This is a genomic window from Paenibacillus sp. BIC5C1 (assembly GCF_032399705.1).
Classification (GTDB): domain Bacteria; phylum Bacillota; class Bacilli; order Paenibacillales; family Paenibacillaceae; genus Paenibacillus; species Paenibacillus taichungensis_A.
The window spans coordinates 3,874,256-3,894,919 of the sequence record NZ_CP135922.1 but is presented as its reverse complement, the minus strand read 5'-3'; the positions used below and the strand labels follow the sequence as shown (position 1 = coordinate 3,894,919).

16 protein-coding genes are annotated in these 20,664 nt (G+C 44.8%); 14 read left to right on the top strand and 2 right to left on the bottom strand.

The window, feature by feature from the left end:
* Positions 1-8 precede the first annotated feature (8 nt).
* The 7 genes from RS891_RS17305 to RS891_RS17280 all read left to right on the top strand — a co-directional run bounded on the left by RS891_RS17305 (position 9) and on the right by RS891_RS17280 (position 7,912).
* Positions 9-1,211, top strand: a complete 1,203-nt coding sequence (locus tag RS891_RS17305; RefSeq protein WP_315792581.1) for a Ger(x)C family spore germination protein — start codon at positions 9-11, stop codon at positions 1,209-1,211.
* Positions 1,212-1,219: 8 nt separating this feature from the next.
* Positions 1,220-1,456 carry a hypothetical protein gene (locus tag RS891_RS17300; protein ID WP_315792579.1) on the top strand — a complete coding sequence of 79 codons (237 nt, stop codon included), beginning with the start codon at positions 1,220-1,222 and terminating at the stop codon, positions 1,454-1,456.
* Between the two features lie 11 nt (positions 1,457-1,467).
* Positions 1,468-2,568 (top strand): GerAB/ArcD/ProY family transporter, encoded by a 1,101-nt coding sequence (locus RS891_RS17295; RefSeq protein WP_315792578.1) that lies wholly within the window; start codon positions 1,468-1,470, stop codon positions 2,566-2,568.
* Positions 2,569-2,628: 60 nt separating this feature from the next.
* Positions 2,629-4,170, top strand: a complete 1,542-nt coding sequence (locus tag RS891_RS17290; protein ID WP_315792577.1) for an L-lactate permease — start codon at positions 2,629-2,631, stop codon at positions 4,168-4,170.
* Positions 4,170-5,120, top strand: coding sequence for an L-lactate dehydrogenase (locus RS891_RS17285; RefSeq protein WP_315796349.1), 951 nt, complete (start codon positions 4,170-4,172; stop codon positions 5,118-5,120). The genes RS891_RS17290 and RS891_RS17285 overlap by 1 nt, the downstream gene beginning before the upstream one ends.
* Positions 5,121-5,180: 60 nt before the next feature.
* Entirely contained in the window at positions 5,181-5,516 is a 336-nt protein-coding gene (locus RS891_RS31700; RefSeq protein ID WP_397386845.1) for a DUF5605 domain-containing protein, read from the top strand.
* A gap of 149 nt (positions 5,517-5,665) precedes the next feature.
* On the top strand, positions 5,666-7,912 hold the full coding sequence (locus RS891_RS17280; RefSeq protein WP_315792576.1) for a glycoside hydrolase family 3 C-terminal domain-containing protein: 2,247 nt from the start codon (positions 5,666-5,668) through the stop codon (positions 7,910-7,912).
* A 39-nt stretch (positions 7,913-7,951) separates the two neighbouring features.
* Here the strand turns inward: RS891_RS17280 and RS891_RS17275 are convergent, their stop codons facing one another.
* A complete protein-coding gene (locus tag RS891_RS17275; protein ID WP_315792575.1) occupies positions 7,952-9,178 on the bottom strand; it encodes a helix-turn-helix domain-containing protein in 1,227 nt (408 codons plus the stop codon).
* Positions 9,179-9,333: 155 nt separating this feature from the next.
* Between RS891_RS17275 and RS891_RS17270 the strand changes: the two genes are divergently transcribed.
* The 3 genes from RS891_RS17270 (at position 9,334) to RS891_RS17260 (ending at position 15,102) form a co-directional block, all read left to right on the top strand.
* Positions 9,334-12,069: a family 78 glycoside hydrolase catalytic domain gene (locus RS891_RS17270; RefSeq protein ID WP_315792574.1), complete on the top strand. Its 2,736-nt coding sequence runs from the start codon at positions 9,334-9,336 to the stop codon at positions 12,067-12,069.
* A 227-nt stretch (positions 12,070-12,296) separates the two neighbouring features.
* Entirely contained in the window at positions 12,297-13,724 is a 1,428-nt protein-coding gene (locus RS891_RS17265) for an MFS transporter (protein ID WP_315792573.1), read from the top strand.
* A gap of 145 nt (positions 13,725-13,869) precedes the next feature.
* Positions 13,870-15,102: a cytochrome P450 family protein gene (locus RS891_RS17260; protein ID WP_315792572.1), complete on the top strand. Its 1,233-nt coding sequence runs from the start codon at positions 13,870-13,872 to the stop codon at positions 15,100-15,102.
* A gap of 177 nt (positions 15,103-15,279) precedes the next feature.
* On the opposite strand, the gene RS891_RS17255 is transcribed toward RS891_RS17260, so the two are convergent.
* Entirely contained in the window at positions 15,280-16,485 is a 1,206-nt protein-coding gene (locus tag RS891_RS17255; protein WP_315792570.1) for a helix-turn-helix domain-containing protein, read from the bottom strand.
* Positions 16,486-16,751: 266 nt separating this feature from the next.
* On the opposite strand from RS891_RS17255, the gene RS891_RS17250 reads away from it, so the two are divergent.
* The 4 genes from RS891_RS17250 (at position 16,752) to RS891_RS17235 (ending at position 20,601) form a co-directional block, all read left to right on the top strand.
* Positions 16,752-16,928: a hypothetical protein gene (locus tag RS891_RS17250; RefSeq protein WP_315792569.1), complete on the top strand. Its 177-nt coding sequence runs from the start codon at positions 16,752-16,754 to the stop codon at positions 16,926-16,928.
* 52 nt (positions 16,929-16,980) lie between these two features.
* Positions 16,981-18,513: an NAD-dependent epimerase/dehydratase family protein gene (locus tag RS891_RS17245; RefSeq protein WP_315792568.1), complete on the top strand. Its 1,533-nt coding sequence runs from the start codon at positions 16,981-16,983 to the stop codon at positions 18,511-18,513.
* A 205-nt stretch (positions 18,514-18,718) separates the two neighbouring features.
* Positions 18,719-19,930: a sensor histidine kinase gene (locus RS891_RS17240; RefSeq protein WP_315792567.1), complete on the top strand. Its 1,212-nt coding sequence runs from the start codon at positions 18,719-18,721 to the stop codon at positions 19,928-19,930.
* A complete protein-coding gene (locus RS891_RS17235; protein WP_315792566.1) occupies positions 19,930-20,601 on the top strand; it encodes a response regulator in 672 nt (223 codons plus the stop codon). Before RS891_RS17240 ends, RS891_RS17235 begins: the two co-directional genes overlap by 1 nt.
* Positions 20,602-20,664 lie beyond the last annotated feature (63 nt).

The following is a 20,664-nucleotide window of genomic DNA, read 5'->3' as shown; positions in this document are numbered from 1 at the left end:
TGATGGAAATGGGAAGAAAACTTGGAATTCTGTTAATATTAACGGCAATGGTAACTCTGATGACGGGGTGTTGGGATAAAACGGAAATAAAACAACTCGTTATTGCTGTGGGTTTAGGCATTGATAAGGTTGGTAATGATTATTTAGTGTCTGTACAGGTGGTAAACCCGAATGAACTTGGAGTCAATAGCAAGGGAAGTGGAGAGGCTCCGGTGACCGTGTATAAAGGAACGGGTAAAACCGTTTTTGAAGCCATTCGGAAATTGACCAATACTACACCGAGAAAAATATATTTCTCACATCTTAGAATTTTTGTCGTTGGGGAAGAGACTGCACGAAAGGACGGACTCGGAAAAATCATTGAATTTGTCTCCCGGGATCATGAACTCAGAGCCGATTTTGACATCATTGTTGCCAAAGATCTGAAGGCTACCGCGGTGATCGAAAGTCTATCGGTGATTGACAAAATACCAGCACAAAACCTGTTTTCGACGCTGGAACTATCAAGTAAACAGTGGGCATCCACAAGTTCAGTCAAAATTGATGATTTAATTGATGCATTAATGACCGAAGGAAGCTCTCTTGTCGTGACTGGTGTGAAATTAAAAGGAGATAAGCTTGAACTTAACAAAAAAGAAATTTTTGAAACGACGAGCCCTCCTGCCCGATTAGAGTATGATGGGCTGGCTGTTTTTAATAAAGATAAATTAATTGACTGGTTAGATAAGGATGAGAGTAAAGGATACAATTATGTGCAAAACAAAGTAAAAGGGACTGTGGGCACTATCCTTTGCCCAAACAAAAGCGGCAGATTCTCTATCGAGGTACTCAACTCCAAAAGTGATATCAGTCTCAGAAAAGAGAATGAAAAACAGTATCTTGGCATTGGAATTCGTGCTGAAGGAAATATAGATGAAGTTCAATGTGAGATGGATCTTATGAGTCCCGGAGAAATATCCGATCTTGAACAATATATCGAGGAGGAGATTAAATCGTTCATTCAAAAAGCATTAAACAAAGAATATGCGATAAAAGCAGATTTATTAGGACTTGGAAAACGTATTCATCAGTCAGATCCAACCCTTTGGAAGAAAATAAAGCACGACTGGTCCGATCATTTGCGGGGAATGCCAATTGAAATTAATGTGAATTTTAAAATACGTGAAACAGGGAGAACCAAAAATTCCTTTTTAGATAAAATGAAGGAGTGATAGGGTTGATGATCAGTGTTAAAATCACCGGAATGTTCATGCTCGTTGCCATTTTTATTTGGGTTGGTACATATGTTCTGAGAACATCACCCAAAGAATGGTTTATTTACAGTGCGATTGTTGTTATTGCAGGAGGTCTTGGTGTATTAAAACTACTCCGATGGGGCCCACCAACACCTCTTGTTTTGGTGAGCTGGATACTGCATCCCCTAAGTCAGTTCATTTCCAATTTGCAGAACATGTGAGGATTATTACGATGAAAAATGCCGCAAAAGCAGACCATATTCAATTTACGATTCTAACAACTTTATTTACAGTGGGCACTGCAATCCTCATAACCCCGAGCAGTTTGGCACAAGCTCTAAATCAGGACGCATGGTTGGTTCCCTTTTTTTCCGTTATACCGGCAGTCATCTTCTTGGGTGTGTATAAGTGGCTTTTTAATAATCAACCTAACAAAACTATAGTAGAAATGATGCAGGAGATCCTGGGTTCATGGTTTGGGAAGTGTATATCTTTATTATTTATCATTACGGCATTCCTGGCGGCTGCAATGGTACTTTATGATGTAAGCAGGTTTATCAAGACTGTTTTTATGCCGGAGACTTCGGTAATATTTATTAATTCACTGTTCACTTTATTGCTGGTTTACGGATTAATGTCTGGATTTAACACACTGGTCAGAATGGTACAGATTATGTTTCCATTTTGTGTTCTTCTGTTTGTCCTGATGGTTATTGCCCTAACTCCAGAAATCAAGCTTCAAAATATTGAACCGATATTTGAAGCTCCATTATATAAATATACGTATTCGACCCTCGCTCTAGCCAGTGTAGTGTATTTTCCTCTTATTTTCTTTCTCATGCTTCAACCCAATGAGCTCCAGAATCCCAAAAATAGTTTTAAATCTTTTGTTGTCGGAATCCTCATTGGCTCTTTGATCAATGCATCCATTATTTTATTGAATATTTTGGTTGTAGGATCAAACGTTACGTCCATTCAAGAATATCCGGCGTACCATTTAGCTCAAAAAATTGAAATTGGTGGATTTATAACCCGGGTGGAAGTTGTGATTGCATTAATTTGGTTGTTAACCTCATTTGTTAAATTATTTGTATATTTCCATTCCGCCTTCCTCGGTTTTACACAAATCTTGAACATAAAACACAAAAGATCCTTTGTTATCCCTTTGGCTTTTTTGTTGATTGTGATCTCTGTAGACATTTTCCCCAACTCTATTTACGAGAATAAGTTTAATGCGACGGTTTGGATCGGCTGGATAACCACATTTGCTATCGGTCTGCCTGTTTTGCTGATTGTCGTTAGTATATTGAAACGATGGATTAAGGGGAATTAAGCGAATAAAAAACAAAGAAAAACACTCATACTATCACCAAAAATGAACGAGGTGAGACATATGGGCGCTTTTGAGCAAATATACAATCCGGTAGGGAACATTTGGCTGTCTGCAATTGTGGCTGCCATCCCGATCATGTTTTTCATTGTCGCACTGACCATGTTCAAAATGAGGGCCTTTATTGCAGGAGTGTTTGCTGCACTTCTTGCTTTAGTTCTGGCCGTGCTCGTATATGGGTTACCACTGATTAAGGGGATTTGGTCCGCCATTTTCGGTGTATTGGCGGGCATCTGGCCGGTTGCGGCCATTGTGGTATTTGCCATACTGCTGTATAAGTTAACCGTCAAAACAGGACAATTCGAGATTATCAAGGACAGCATCACCGATGTTACGAGTGACAAACGGCTGCAAGTGCTTTTGATAGCGTATTGCTTTGGCGCATTTTTGGAGGGGGTGGCCGGCTTTGGTGCTCCTGTTGCAATTACGTCAATCATGCTGATTGGGTTAGGGTTTAATCCGGTTAAAGCTGCAGCCATTTGCCTGGTGGCAAATATCGCTGGTGGTGCCTATGGCGCAATGGGTATCCCCGTAACGGTTCCCGCGGAGTTAACCGGTGTTGACTCCCTTGATGTTGCCATCAAAACGGCAATGATTGTGCCCGTTATTAGCTTCATCATCCCGTTCATATTGGTATTTTTGGCTGATGGTGTTCGGGGTGTTCGACAGACGCTGGTGCCAACTGCGATCTGTGCGGGAGCGTTTGCGGTAACTCAATTTGTAATATTAATTACGCTGGGTGCAGTGCTGGTTGATATCATATCCGCCATCGTTGCTATGTTGTCGCTCGCGTTTTACTCCAAGCCCAAATTCAGGAAATCTCTTAAGGTGATTGGCAAAGCATGGGCACCATATTACATATTGACCGCTCTTGTTATCATTTTCTCAAGAATCGAGTTCGGAGTAATAAAGGTGCCGATCCCCACGCTGCATAATGGAATTGTCAGATCACCACCGGTTGTATCGGAGGCATCTCCTTATGCGGCTATTTTTAAATTTGACGTATTAACATCAACGGCCACAGCCATACTTATAGCGGGACTGTTGACAATCTGGCTTTTTCGAGTGGATGGACAGACCGTAAAAGCGGCATTTCAGGAAACCATTAAGGAATTAAAGGCTCCCATCCTTACTATTTGTGCCGTCCTGGCTTTTGCCTACATCTCAAACTACTCCGGAATGTCCTCTACACTGGGCATCGCGTTTGCTTCCACCAATACGCTGTTCCCATTGTTCTCTCCTGTTTTGGGCTGGCTGGGTGTTTTTCTAACCGGTTCAGTCGTTAATAGTGGTTCCTTGTTTGCGCCGTTGCAAGTCGTCACAGCAGGACAGATCGGCATAGATGCAACGGCGCTGGTTGCGGCTAATGTGATTGGTGGGGATATCGCGAAGATGATTAGCCCGCAATCCGTTGCAGTAGCGGTTGCAGCCGTAGGGCTCACAGGAAAAGAGGGTCAGATATTTAAAAGTACTATTGGCATCAGCATTGCATTTCTGGTCATTGTTTGTGTAGTTAACTATATCGTTTATGGGGTGTTAGGGTGATTCGAAACAAAATTAATCGTGTTGCCGTTGTTGGCACAGGTGCAGTAGGTTGCTCTTATGCATATGCCATGCTAAACCAAGGGGTTGCCGAGGAATTGCTATTAATTGATATTAATGAGAAGAGGGCAGAGGGTGAGGCGATGGACTTATCCCACGGCATACCGTTTGCACCTACGCCAACCAAGATCACGAATGGTCATTATTCAGACTGTACGAATATGGATATTGTTGTTATTACTGCCGGGCTTCCGCAGAAGCCTGGAGAAACACGAATGGAATTAATCGGAAAAAATAAAGCCGTTATGCAACATATTGTGTCAGAGGTTATGGCCAGTGGTTTTAACGGTCTGCTTCTGATTGCATCAAACCCCGTTGATGTATTGACACATGTAGCCTGGAAAGCATCGGGGTTGGATAAATCTCGCGTTATTGGCTCTGGCACAACTTTGGATAGTGCACGATTCCGTTATTTGTTAGGAGAATATTTCGAGGTTGACCCCCGGAACGTGCACGCAGTAATTATAGGGGAGCATGGCGATAGCGAATTACCCGTATGGTCGCAGGTGGATATTGGTGTGGATCCATTGGAGAGGTATCTGAGACGACGCAACAATCCAGAGGACAAACAGGCATTACAGGACATATTCGAGGGCGTACGGGATGCTGCATACGAAGTGATCGACCGCAAAGGAGCGACCTTTTATGCAATTGGCATGTCATTGACTCGAATAACCAAAGCCATATTGAATCATGAGAACAGCATCCTGCCACTGTCTGTGTACCTGGAGGAAGAGGATGTGTTTGCTGGCCTTCCTTCCATTGTGAACCGTGGAGGCATACAACAGATCTTAATGCCCGAGTTGTCAGAGCAGGAGAAGGGCTGGTTGAAACAATCCATTCAAACTTTAAAAGAAATCACACATGGCATGGAATTGAAAACTAACCAATAAAGGCAAACGGACGAAGCAGAATGTATCTCTGCTTCGTCCGTTTGTCTTTGCTTTGTTTGAATGGATGTTAACCGGATTTTTTGGTGGTGTGTACGTGTGACACATTTGTTTTTTCAACCGCCTCAGGCTGCTGGGTATCCCGCAAGGATTGATTGGTTGTCCAAGGGGGGAATCTTGTCCCGAGCGAGTTCTGAAAGACTAGCCTTTCTCCAACGTATTGTGGAAGAGAGCCCTGGAGGAGCTCTTGAGCCCGGAATCCGTTACAACGCTGAGGTGATTGACACGTGGAAGATGACCATCCATGAACTCCCCGATGTGTATGAAGGGGACTTCAGGCTTTCGCTGCCTGGCAGGAAATATATGGCGGTTAGGCTGTCTAAGGTGACCTCACATTAGCTCACGCAGAGAGATGAATGAAAAACGAATTGATTCTTGCGGAGTAATTTTCTAAAAAAGAAACGATTTTACCATAATAATGGATGCATTTCATTTATTCTAAAATGGCAAACGGTTTCGACAATGTGTATACCAACGGAGGAGAGCGAATGGAGCAAAATGTGCAAAAAATCATCAATCAAATGAGTTTGGAAGAGAAAGTGGAACTTTGCTCAGGTAAAGATTTCTGGCACACCAAATCATATGAACGCCTGGGCGTCCCTTCTATTATGATGACGGACGGCCCTCACGGGCTCAGAAAACAAGAGGGGAGTGCGGATCACTTAGGCTTAAACAAAAGCGTTCCGGCTACTTGCTTTCCTTCCGGAAGTGGACTTGCCTCGTCATGGAATCGTGAGCTTGCCCACAAAATGGGGAAGGCCATCGGAGAAGAAGCGGCCGCGGCCGGTATTTCAATCGTTTTGGGGCCAGGTGTGAATATCAAGCGTTCACCGCTATGCGGCCGGAATTTCGAATACTATTCCGAAGATCCCTATTTGTCGGGGACTTTGGCAGCAAGCTACATTCAAGGCGTACAGAGCGAGGGTGTAGGCACCTCCATTAAACATTTCGCTGTCAACAATCAGGAATTCAAGCGAATGTCCGTCGATGCCGTGGTCGATGAACAGACTTTGCGCGAGATTTATCTGGCTAGCTTTGAAATTGCCATCAAAGAGGGGAAGCCATGGACCGTCATGGCTGCGTATAACCAGGTAAACGGTGCCTTTTGTTCCGAGAACAGCCGATTATTGACTGATATTCTCCGTGAAGAGTGGCAGTTTGAAGGTGCAGTGGTTTCCGACTGGGGAGCTGTTAATGAAAGGGACCTTGGGTTAGCAGCCGGAATGGATCTGGAGATGCCTTATAGCAACGGAATCGGATACCAAAAAATAATGGAGGCCATTCAATCCGGTCAATTGAGCGATGCAGTGCTGGATCAGTCTGTTGAGAGAATATTGTCCCTTGTATTCAAGGCTGTAAATAACCAACGGGATAGAGTCTCCGTAGATGTAGAAGCACAGCATCAGTTGGCTCGAGAGATTGCCGGAGAATGTATGGTCCTGCTTAAAAATGAAGCAAGCATTCTTCCTCTGAAAACCGACGATTCCATTGCGGTTATCGGAGCGTTTGCCCAAAAAGCACGCTATCAGGGAGGCGGAAGCTCCCATATCACGCCGACGAATCTTGATAATATTTATGAAGAAATTCTTAAAATCGCTGGCTCGAATGCAAACATCTCATATGCCGCGGGTTATGCTCCGAACGAAGATGAGGTAGACGAACAGCTGCTTCAAGAAGCCGTGGACCATGCCAAAAAAGCACAAGTGGCGGTTATTTTTGCCGGGCTGCCTGAACGTTATGAATCGGAAGGGTTTGACCGGAAACACCTTCACTTGCCAGAGAATCATACCGCTTTAATTAAAGCCATTGCGAAGGTACAAGACAATATCGTAGTTGTTCTTAGCAACGGTGGTCCTATTGAAATGCCTTGGCTGGACAACGTTAAAGGTGTATTAGAGGCATATCTGGGGGGACAGGCATTGGGTGGAGCAATCGCTGACATTCTCTTTGGAAGTGTAAATCCGAGTGGTAAGCTGGCTGAAACTTTCCCCAAAAAGATGATGCACAATCCATCTTATTTGCATTTCCCCGGGGACGGCGAGACTGCCGAATATCGGGAAGGTATATTTATGGGCTACCGTCATTATGATACAAGGGATGTAGAGCCTTTGTTTCCATTCGGATTTGGTCTGAGCTACACGCAATTTGAATACAGCAAAATGGAGGTTAGCCATAAACAGATCACAGATACCGATAGCGTAAGGGTAGCTGTAACCATTAAAAACACAGGTACAGTAGTCGGGAAAGAGGCTGTTCAGCTGTATGTACGCGATGTAGAATCAACGATCCCCCGTCCGGTTCAGGAATTGAAGGGCTACGCCAAAATCTTACTTCAGCCCGGGGAAGAGAAAACGGTTCAATTCGAATTGGACAAAAGAGCCTTTGCTTACTATGACGTTAAGTTAAAAGATTGGCATGTAGAGACGGGGAATTTCAATATTTTAATCGGTAAATCTTCAAGAGAGATTGTACTTGTTGAAACGGTGAGAGTAGAGTCAAGTGTTGTTCATACCCTGAAAATAACCAGGCACTCCACGTTTGGCGAGTTGCTTCAGCATCCTGCCGGAGCGGAGATCATGGGGGCGATGGGGCGATATGATACAAATGATGCCGGGCTTGGAGAAGGCATGCAGGAATTGATTATGGGAACCACATTGCATAATGCCGCACTGATGAGCAACGGACAGTTTACAGAGGAGACACTTCAACACATTCTTGCAGCTGTGAACAGCTGAATACGAGCAGTCTAAACAAGCGCCCGGCGATTGCCGGGCTTATTGTTCGATCAGATGATGCGTTTGTTGATATTGTTTAGGCGTTTTGCCCGTATGTTTTTTGAAGATTTTGGTGAAATAGCTCTGATCCGTAAAACACAAAAGGGAACCGATTTCAGACAAGGGAGTGCTTGTAAACCGAATCATATGTTTGGCTTCCTCAATTTTGATCTGCTGAATATATTCATTTACGGAGATTTCGACCTCTTTCTTAAAAAGCACAGAAAGATAATTGGCGCTGATGCCCGCATGCACAGCGATTTCTTCATGTGAGATTTTAGAATAACGATGGTTGTATATATAGTTTTTGCATAACGTCACGATTTTGGAATGCCGCGTTTCTTTGACAAGAGATACCTTCTCGGTTAAGGAGTAAAAAGCTTCCAGACAACATTGATCAATGTCCTGATCAGTCCTCAAATCCTCAAGGCGCTGTATATAGCGGTCACTTTCCGAGAAAGCGATCTCCGAGTAGAGCCCGCCGTCAATTGCGGCTCTGGCAGCAAGGGCAATACCGATGATGCCGAGATTTTTTTTAGATCGGATATGGCTTGATTTGGACAGCACTCCCGTATTCTCATACCCAAGCTGCGAAAACTCGCCAAGTGCCTCCATTTTACCTTCCCTGACAATGGTTAATAACTTCTTCTCGTTTAACGGATTATGATGCGGTGCCTCTTCGTCGTTTGGTGAGGGATACATGGAACCCGGCTGGCTATATTCCTGTATGGACATTCCCTGTAAAGGAACCTGTGCTATGCCCTCGGCCTCAATCCATGTATGGTTGAGCATCTGGTTTACCGAAATCACAATTTTGATCAGCTGCTCATGGGAAATGACAGGAACAGATTGATAATAATGAAATACGTGTTCCCGGTTCGCAAAAAGATGAGTGTCGTTAATAAGCCCGTTAATCTTATGTTCGAACAGAGCAAATGGGAGGCAGGGGCCTAAAATAACGGTCTCTTCTTCATTGGAATCATGAACAAATGGAATAAGAAGGTAGTTCTCAAAGAACATTGTTTTTATAATAGCGGGCCGTTCTCTGCGAACCGTGGGGTCAAAGCCTAATAACCGAAAGAAAAATTGCTTGTCGTTGCCGTAAAGTGGATTAAGTATCCGATCCCCCAGCCACTCCAATACAATCTCTCCGCGGGTATTCACACAAAAAATAGACATGTCAAAAAGCTCAGCAATGAGCTTGCATTGACGCTGCAACAGCTGCATTGGTGTAAAGGCCTCCTTTTTATGTCTGATTCCATCAGATTTCTAAAATCACAATCATACTACCATATTGCATGCAGAATAATCACTATAATAACTAAAGTAAGCGATAACAGGTAATAGAGCTGAGCTAACTAGGGCTGAAAGGTGGTTCACAGATGGAACTGAAAAACTTTCGTGTTGAATACATGGAGAATCCAATCGGACTGGATACGAGCAGACCCAGGTTTTCATGGCAAATCGGGTCCGCAGAGCAAGGTGTGATGCAATCCGCATATCGGATCGTTGTCACACAGGAAGGGGAGATGGTCTGGGATTCAGGAAGGGTGGACGCTGATACCTCCGTTCTGGTCGAATATGCGGGTCCTTATTTGCAGGCCTCAACCCGGTATCCGGTTCATGTTGAAGTTTGGGATAACCAAGGCCAGCATGCATCCACTGCGGGGTATTTCGAGACCGGTTTAATGAAGGGCAGCAACTTTCAGGCGCAGTGGATATCGCATCCTTTTCCAACCGAAGAGACCGCCCCACCCGTTTTCACCAAAACGTTTAACCTAAGCAAAAAAATTCAGCAAGCCCGCATTTACGCATCATGCCTGGGGATTTATGAAATCGCTATCAATGGTTTGAAAGTGGGAGACCGTTATTTCACCCCTGGCTGGACGAATTATAACGAGCGTTTGCAATATCAGACGTACCCTGTGGAAGGCATGCTTGAGAAAGAAAATAAAATAGAAATTACTGTAGGAAACGGTTGGTACAAAGGCATTTTTGGATTTACCTGTACGCCCGACCATTACGGGGATCAGGTTGCTGCACTTGCGGAGCTTCATATTGACTATACCGATGGAACAAAAGACGTCATAACTACAGATGAAACCTGGAAGGTGGCAACCGGACCGATTCGTTCCAGCGAAATTTATATGGGCGAAACATATGATTCTTGTTATGAAGAAGGGCAGTTATCTCAAGTCGTGCTGGCTTCTTTTGATAACAACCGGCTGGTTGCCCAGGAAAACGAGCCTGTACAAATTATCGAAAAACGTTCAGCGCAGCAAAGGATTACAACGCCAAAAGGGGAGCAGGTTCTCGACTTCGGTCAAATTCTGACGGGATTTGTCGAGTTCAAGGTATCGGGATGTAAAGGTCAAGTCATTACAATCCGACACGCCGAGGTGCTGGATAAGGAAGGAAACTTTTATCCTGAGACCTTGAGACAGGCAGTATCCATTAATCGCTTCATCTGTAATGGCGAGGAACAAACCTTCCGTCCACATTTTACATTCCACGGTTTTCGCTATATTGCCATTGAGGGACTGGAGGTGGTGCAGCCTGAACACTTTACAGCTTGTGTGCTGCATTCCCATCTGGAGGAAACGGGCAGCCTGAAGACTTCAAACCCGCTGGTAAACCAATTGGTTAACAACATCCGATGGAGCCAAAAAGGCAACTTTCTGGATATCCCGACGGATTGCCCGCAACGAGACGAGCGTTTGGGATGGACAGGGGATGCCCAGGTGTTCGCCGGTACTGCTGCGTTTAACATGAATGTTGCTTCCTTCTTTGCCAAATGGCTGCGAGACCTTGCATCGGAGCAGTCTGAAGAATACGGCGTCCCGCATGTCGTCCCTAATATTCTTGGGAATCAGGAGGGGGCGGCAGCTTGGAGCGATGCGGCCGTTATTGTTCCTTGGGTGATGTACCAGACTTATGGGGACCTCCGGCTACTGGAAGAGCAATATGACAGCATGAAGGGCTGGATCGACTATATTTCGTTACGTTGCGGGGCCAATGGGCTGTGGCAGACCGGGTACCAATATGGTGACTGGTTAGGGCTGGACAAGGAGGAATTCAGCAACGAGAGAACAGGGGCTACAGATATTTATCTGGTCGCCAATGCTTACTATGCGTATTCCACCGAATTGGTTGCCAAGACGGCCAAGCTTCTGGGGAAAACCACAGATGTCGTTCGTTACGAAAAACTGTATAGCGAGATTAAACAAGCGTTCAATGCCGAATACATTTCTTCAACCGGCAGACTGGTTAGCGAAACTCAAACGGCCTGTGTGTTAGCGTTACATTTCAATCTGGCGGAGGAGAAGTACAGGGAGCGAATCTGCAAAACGCTTGAAAGCAATATTGCAAAACATAAAAATCATCTCACGACAGGTTTTGTCGGCACTCCATATCTATGTCACGTCTTGTCGGACAATGATCTGCATGATCTTGCCGGTACGCTGTTTCTGAAAGAGGATTTTCCATCCTGGCTATATGCCGTGAAAAAAGGAGCAACGACGATCTGGGAACGGTGGAATTCCATCCTGCCTAATGGCGACTTTGATACATCTGGGATGAATTCTTTAAATCATTACGCTTATGGCTCGATCGGTGAGTGGATGTATAGGAAATTAGCAGGAATCAACCAGCTTGAAGCAGGCTTTAAGAAAATCTTAATCAAGCCTCAATTCATCATTGGAGTTACCTGGGTAGAGTCTGCCTATCAGTCCGTTTATGGTGAGATTAAAAGCTCATGGTCATGCATGGCTGGCAAGATAGTCGTTCGTGTAACCATTCCGGCCAATTCGACAGCCATCATTGTACTACCCGAAAAAGCAGAGCATGTGGAGGTTGGCTCCGGTTCTTATATTTTTGAATATGCTACGCAAACCAGTCTGGAACGAGAACGCTATACGATGGACTCGACACTCAAGGAGATTGTGGAAGAACCGGCAGCCGTTCAGATGTTGAATGAGCATGCACCAGGCATGCTTGATCATCCAATGATTCAGTATGCCTATGATTTATCTTTAAGCGAAATGCTGGCGAATGCACCTGCCGAGATGGAACAGCTATTCCGTACAGTCTGCCATACGCTCAATGCAGGGAAGCTGTAATTGGAAATTCGATACACTGAAATCAGTGGCACTGCGAGCGGACAGTGTCACTTTGTGTTGCAAAAAAATGGGACCTCCAGTTGCATATTCGAGACGATGGTAAAAAAGATATGCAACTAAAATGAAATTACTAAAAAAAGCATGACAGTACCATATTTAGATCCATTACAGGACTACAATATGTTTTGAAAGCGGTACCATACAGCGAATTGAATAGGGGGAGCACAATGAAGGCAGAACGAAATATTTTTAACACGCCGGTTGTAAACCAAAAGAAACAACCCAGAGTATTGGGTTTGGATGCTCAAGGCATTCAAAAAACGATGCGACCTTACCACTATCTTGGCGATGGTGCTGCACAAGTCGCCTTAAACTCGATTGGCGGATTGATCGGCATGTTAACGTATTTTTATACGGACAAGGTAGGAATTACAGCCGCTACGGTAGGTACGATTATGCTTATTACCAAAATTATTAATGCTGTCTCGGATTTAATTATGGGCAAAGTAATTGATTCAACAAAATCAAAATATGGGAAAGCACGTCCATGGATTCTGTGGATGGCACTTCCGGCGATGGCTTCAATTATATTACTGTTTACCGTCCCATCTGAAGCTTCAACCGCTGTAAAAACCCTTTATGCGTTAATAACGGTTGTTTTTGCTTCAGCCATTGTGTCCACGGGGATCGGTATCCCTTACGGAAGCTTAATGGCAATCCGTACGAGAAGTGTTGAGGAACGCAGCAAAATGGGCCTTACCCGCACGATCTTTGGTTATATTATTGGCATGATTATCTCTATTGCATTGATTCCGATTACCAACATGCTGGGTGGAAATCAGAAGGCCTGGATTATCGTTGCTGTAATTTTGGGTACGGTATCCTTTATTTCCTTGATTCTTACTTTTCTGGCGTCGAAGGAAGACAATGCAGGCATAAATATAGTTGAAAGCGATAACATTCCATTTTGGGAGAGCATCCGGCTTTTATTTAGAAACAAGTACTGGATTATCATGCTGTTCGCTCAGCTGTTGATTAACATGATGTATACGCTAAACGGATCAACTGGAATCTATTATACGAAGTACATTCTGGGGAATGAGGATCTTATTGGAATTATGGGAGCAATCGGTCTCATTCCCGTATTTTTGGGTTTCGTGATGGTAGGTCCCATGATCAAAAGATTTGGACTCGCAAGGACAGCACGCATTGGGTTGATGCTAGGCATCGTTGCATCCTTCATTCGTTGCTTTATGCCATATCATTTTATCGCAGCTTTAGTTCTGGGGGGCATCTCGACATTGGCAACCATTCCGATGATGGCTGTGGGAGGTGTACTGGTGAATAACACGGTGGAGTACGGTGAATGGAAAACGGGCAAACGTTTGGTAGGTATGATTAACAGCGCAAACAGCTTTGGTATGAAAATTGGCATCGGCCTGGCAGCTGCATTAATTGGCTGGATTCTCGCAATCGGGCATTACGATGGAACGCTGGCATCCCAGACGGATTCAGCAATGACGAGTATTCTGGTTCTGACGGTATATCTTCCTTTGGCGATTTTTGTCCTTACGTATCTTTGTTTGCGCAAGTACGATCTGGATGAGAAATATCCTCAGATTGTAAAGGAACTGGAGGAACGCCGCAACAGTTAGATAGTAAAACGATACAGATTGGACAGAGAGAAAACAATGGACAATGAATCTATGGAATTAATTGAAGTTATTTGAAAATGATACCTCAAAATGGTAGTCTTAATATTGTATTGATATTATCAATATCATTTTGGGAGGCGTTCCGATGTTTATCAATGAAAATCAGGGTAAGTCCGATTCCAACGTTGATTTTATGGATCAATCTTTCATTCAGCAGCCCTTTCCTGTCTATGAAAAATTGCGTGCCGAAGAACCCGTCCATCGCCTTTTGTTGCCAAGCGGGCATGCTGCCTGGATGGTTACCCGATACGAGGATGCCGTCAAAATTTTGCAGGACAGCCGTTTTGTGACCGGGGCTTCCGATAGCCGAGATGATGAAGTCGGGGGGAGCCTCCCTCCACATCAGGCGATAATTCTGAGGAATCTGATTAGCGTAGGTCCTGAAGATCATCGTCGATTAAGACGATTAATCCAGAAGGCATTCACACCCCGCATGATTGAAAGGCTGAGGGGACGAATTACCGAAATAAGCGATGATTTGCTGGAGAAGATCAAGGCAGGCAACAAGCGAGAGTTGGACCTGATTGAGGACTATGCCTTTCCATTGCCGATTATCGTCATTTGTGAAATGTTAGGCGTTCCACTGGAGGATCAGGAGCAATTCAGAAGATGGTCCAACACCATTATGGAAGGGGTCAGCAATCCGCAAATGAGCCAGGAGAGCGATGATGTGATGAAAGCTTTTGTGGACTACCTTCGTGAATTGATTACACAGCGACGCAATCACCTGCAACAGGATCTCATCAGTGATCTCATCAGCATCGAAGAAGAAGGCGATAAACTTACCGAGCAGGAGTTGTACGCGCTTGTATTCGTACTCATTATTGCGGGACATGAAACAACGGTGAATCTGATCGGAAACGGTATGCTAGCATTACTGGAGCATCCACAACAGAAACAGCTGCTTATGGAGCAGCCAGAGCTGATTCAGTCGGCGGTGGAGGAAGTGCTGCGTTATAATGGTCCGGCCGAGATTAGCAATATTCGTTGGGCAACAGAAAACATGGAGTTTGAAGGTAAGCAAATTCGTCAGGGTGACATGATGCTTGTTGCGTTATCGTCAGCGAATCGGGACTCTGCTCATTACGAAGAACCTGATACATTCGACATTACCCGCAAGGTTAACGATCACATTGCCTTTGGTAAAGGCATCCATTATTGTCTAGGTGCTCCGCTTGCGAGACTGGAAGGCGAGATAGCGATCAATGCGTTGCTTCGCCAGCTGCCGGAGATAAGGTTAAACAGAGATCCGCAATTGCTGGAGTGGAGACCAGGGATGATTATCCGGGGGCTGACAGCTCTTCCAGTCGTATATTAACAGGCAATTGCTATGAAACAAATAGTAGTCGTTTTGACCTGGCATATGCCTCAAGAATGTTAACCGAAGAAGATAGGATGAGGTTGAGGCTTCAGAATTCAAAGTTCAGCGTGCTTGTGATCATCTGACAAGTGCGCTTTTTTGTGCAATGTTGCAATGTTCACTTTAACGGAAGCTTTAACCAGAGTGTATTCCCTGATGATGCTTTCTGTATTGCAACGGAGACAAATGTACAGCACGCTTGAATACCGTCTGAAAATGGCTCTGACTGGAGAAGCACAAGTAGCTGCTAATTTCACTGATGGGCTTGTTCGTAAAAACAAGCAAATGCTGGGCTTCTTTTAGTTTACAGTCAACGATGAATTGATGCAGGGATGTGCCAACATTTTTTTTGAACACCGTGGAGAGATGGGTTCGGCTGTATCCGAATTGCTGAGCTATATGCGTTGCCGTTAAAGGCTGATTTACACTTTTGAACACATATTGAATAATTCGGCTCATGCTGTGGTCTACTGGAATGTTGTATTTTGCTCCCTGTACTCTTCTGGCAAAGTTGAAAATGGCTTCCTTCGCAAAATTCTGAATCGCTTCCAATGAAGGTAATTGCTCTATTTGCTGGATATAGAGATCTGACAATTGATAGGCAATTTCAGTGTCCAGGCTGCCGCGAATGGCCGCTCTTGTAGCCAGTGTAATGGTTACGATGTAAATGTTTTTGGCCTGACGCAGGCTGTCGCTTGCCGTTATGCCTTCATGAGTCACAAACGGCCGTTCCAGAAAACGCCGCAAACCTGCCTCGTTTCCAGACTCCACATACGAGCACATCTGGTTTTCGATTTCATATGAATTGTTAAAGTACCGGCTTTCTTTATTTTCGTAATTCCGTTCCGTTTGCTTATGATTGATTCGTTCCAAGGATTCCAGCTTCAGCAGATCAAAATACTCCAATTCTTCACCATTGACGAAATAATGGATGCTTAACAAATGGTTGAGAAATTGCTGCAATTGCATAGGCGGAATCCATTTCAAAAAAACTTCAAATTGGACTTCATCTGAAGCTGAAATGACGAACTCCTTCTTCATAATCCGGAGTGTATCCTTCAAGTAGGGAATTTGACTGACAGGACCGACAATAATGACTGTATCCGGGGACGAGCTCACTTGAATTGCACCGTAATACGCAAAAAAGGAAGTGGACAAATAGGATACCTGTTCATTGGAGGCTACGAGCTGAGAAGTGTAGTCCAGCGGGGGAAGCGTTAGTACGTCCTGCACCGGATAGCTGACAACACATTGATGATTAACGTAAACATACGTAGGAATCAGTGTGGATTGATATAAAAATTTCAGTGTTTTATCAAACTCGCCAGACATTTTTGACATCTTCAGACAGCCCTCCATGTACAAATCATGCTCATGCATTCTGTAGTTACCGAATCTACTTTCAAGCTAACAAAATACGTACATGGCGTCAATTGATTTTAAATACAAATCTGAAATAAACCGAACAAATTCGCAATATTCGTGGTTGCATTTTCGTTACAATGATAGGAGCAGCAAGGAAGAGAGTACGCTATGCGGTCATGAGAATCTATGGTTCAGGATTTGACTATTGAAGAAAAAGTTTCCCTCATGGCTGGCGTAGACTTTTGGAAAACCAACCCGATCCCGCGGTTGACCATACCGTCTCTCTATATATGACCGACGAACCTTGTGGACTTCGTAAGCAGGTGGAGCAGGTGGATCATCTGGGATTGAACAAACGCGAGCAAACGAATTTCCGACTGGAGCTACGCTCGCCGCCTTTGACCAGAAATCAGGGATAGCAGTTTAAATGCAGCAGGAAAACACGCAGATTAATCCGGGAGGGTCATTTGAATGAGTAAAAAACGAGTATTTATTACCGGTGCATCCGGAGGGATGGGGCAGGAAAGTCTGAAAAAAATGGTTCATGATAGCCATCTATACGACATTGTTACATTATGTCTGGACACCGAGAAAGATCGTCAGGCGCTTGAGCCATATCAGGAGCAAGTAACGATTACATATGGCGATATTCTGGATTATAAAACCGTGCTGGCATGTGTGAAAGATGCGGATCTGATTCTCCATATCGCTGCTTTTGTATCTCCTGCGGCAGACTATTTTCCAAAGAAAGCGATGGACATCAACTATGGAGCAGCGAAGAATCTGATTCAGGCTATCTTCGAACAAGGGCAGGAGGAGCATACCAAACTGGTCTTTATCGGAACGGTTGCCGAGACAGGTGACCGTATGCCACCCATCCACTGGGGCCGGGTTGGAGATCCGATTAAACCGAGCATGTTCGATTATTATGCGGTTTCCAAAATAGCGGCTGAACGTCTTGTGATCGAATCCGGGCTGAAATACTGGGTCAGTTTGCGTCAAACGGGAATCATGGGCCCAGCCATGAGTAAAATAGTGGATGCCATCATGTTCCACAATTGCCTGGACAATGTGCTGGAGTATGTATCTGACCGCGATTCGGGAACGATGATGAAGAATTTGTGCAATTATGAATTCACAGGTAACCTTCCGGAGGATTTCTGGTGTCATGTATACAATATTGGCGGAGGCGAATCTTGCCGTGTAAGTACCTATGAGATGTATCAGGTATTATATGGTGCGATCGGATTCAAAAATCTGGATCATGTCATTCATCCAAAGTGGTACGCCACTCGTAACTTTCATGGACAGTACTATCTCGATTCTGATCGGTTGAACGATTATCTGAACTTCCGGCAGGACGGTATGGATTATTTCTATCGTTGTTATCTGGAGAATCTGGGTTCACAAGGTACCGCAGCCAAGCTACTGTGCAAGCTGCCGTTCGGTGAGCGCATCATGGGCAGTGTGATGCGAAAAATGTTCTCCAAGCCTGCACGAAGCGAGCATGGAACGGTGCGATTCATTGAAGAACAGGTAGAGGATCATATCGATGCCTATTGGGGCAGCAAAGAGCAATGGGCGAAGCTTCCTGATAAACTGAGCGAATTCAGGCATTTCACGGATTGGAACACGGTTGTTCCGATTGACCATGGGTATGATGACACCAAACCGCAAGAACAACTGGAGTTGCATGATTTGAAAAAAGCTGCCGCGTTCAGGGGAGGGCAGTATGTATCCGGTGAAATGGAGACCGGCAACTGGAGCAACAAGCTAACCTTTACTTGCGCTTTCGGACATACGTTTGAAGCCAGTCCGAGACTAGTACTGGAGGCGGGGCATTGGTGTCCTGTATGTGAACGTGAGAGCTGGAACTATTCGGAGCGTGCAAAGGTTGATCCATTCTTTGCACAGGTCTGGACACCTCTGCACTCATCGCAGGAAACCCGCGTATACAAAAAAGTGGTATCTGAACTGGATGTACCAGCGGAACGCATAAACTAAAAATACATAATGAAAAGAAAGGGTTGGAATTGGTTCGGTACTGTGTAAAATGAAAATGCGAGTTAAATAGTTTTAACCTTTTACGTCCATAAGTTAAACTTGTGGACGATTTTCGTTACGAAGGGGTATGTACGAAAGGGCATGCCCGCTCGTACAACTATATGGAGGTTATATGGGATATAATGACTGACAAAGAGGTGATCTCGTGAACACAATCTCCAAGAAGGCGAATCCATCCCGAATCAATGAAGAAACGGGCCCTATTGCGTCTTCACGTATTCCTATTATGATTTGGCTATGGCTTGTCGCTACAGCCACTCTCATTCTGCAAACAATGTCAGCTCCCTTATGGATGCCCAGCATATTCTTTGTGCTGGCCATGTTAGCCCATACGTTTGTTTATTGGGAAGTGAATAAGCTCATACAACGTTCGAAATGGTTATACCTACTGCTTCAAGCCGGTTTAATCTATGGCAGTGCGATGTTAATGCCTGACGGAATGCCAGCCGTAACGATTGGGTTGATCCCTGTGTTGATTGGGCAGTCCTTTGCACTTTTTTATGAGACAGCAAAGGTGGTGCTGGTAGCTTTTGTATTATACATCGTATTTTGTGCAGTAACTCTGTTTACAAGATCCGGGACAGATGTGGCACTGTTAATTCTTCTGTTGTTAATGATGATTGTGGTTGTGGTGTCCTATGCGGTGCTGTTCTATCGTCAGGTCAACGCCCGTGTCCGAACATTAACCTTTCTGCATGAGCTGGAAAAGGCGCATAATAAGGTAGAGGAATTGACGCTGACCAGTGAGAGACAACGCATGGCGAGAGATTTGCATGATACGTTAGCTCAGGGGCTCGCGGGAATTATTATGCAGCTTGAAGCTGTGGATGAACACATGAACAGGGGGAGCTTTCCGCGTGCCCACGAGATCGTGCGCAGCTCCATGGGACAAGCACGCAAAACTCTGGCTGATGCACGCAAAGCCATTGATGATTTGCGAACCAAAGCAACACCGGCCATGAGCTTTGGAGAGGCCATACAGGAGCAAATCCAACGTTTTCAGCAGGCGACCGGAATCAGGGTTACTTTGGAGGGCAAGGCTCCTAATCTCATGTCCAAAGTGGGTATGGAGCATATGCTGCATATTTTAAGTGAATCGTTAATGAACGTAGCCAGGCACGCCAAGGCAACAAGCGTGAGAATTACGATGTCCGAAGAATTAGAAATGTTTTATCTAATCATAAGCGATAACGGGAAGGGATTTAGTACTGGACGAATCGGTAAACAATCCGGGCATTATGGCTTGATCGGGATGAATGAGCGTGCCAGGTTAATTGGCGGCAATATTGAAATTGACAGTGGAAAACGGGGCACGACAATTGTGCTGCGCGTTCCAGTGAAGAAGGAGCAAGCATAATGAAGCATAACATTCTGATTGTGGATGATCATTGGGTGGTGCGTGAAGGGTTGAAACTCATCCTGGAGACCAGTGATGACTATCAAATTGTTGGGGAGGTTGAGGAAGGGGCAGAAGCACTACGAATGATGCTGGAAAGCCAGCCTGACGTCATTCTCCTGGATTTGAACATGCCCGGTGGACTCAGTGGTTTGGATACATTGAAACGAATGAATGAGCAACAGATTCATATCCCCGTCATAATTCTTACGACGTATAATGAGGATGAATTGATGATTGAAGGCCTCTCCCTCGGAGCCAAAGGATACTTGCTCAAAGATACGAGTCGGGAACACTTGTTCCGAACGTTGGAATCAGCCATTCGGGGAGAAACATTGCTTCAGCCTGAAATTTCATCGCGCGTTTTTGCGTACCATGTCAGGACTGCAGATAAAACAAAAGCAGAGCAACAACTGCTGATTGACAAGGAATCCACCTTGATTAGCGAGAGGGAACTATTGATTCTACAAGGTGTGGCGCGTGGTTTGCGCAGCAGGGATATTGCATTTGATATGGGAATTGCCGAGCGGACGGTAAAGGCACACCTGACGAACATATATAACAAGCTTGGTGTCAATTCGCGTTCAGAAGCGGTTGCTGTGGCTGTGGAGAAGGGGATTTTACACTTGTAAAGCTCTGTTTCCTTCGGATTGAACAACGATAGTATTCGTTATAGCTTATTCGTTTCTTGCCCC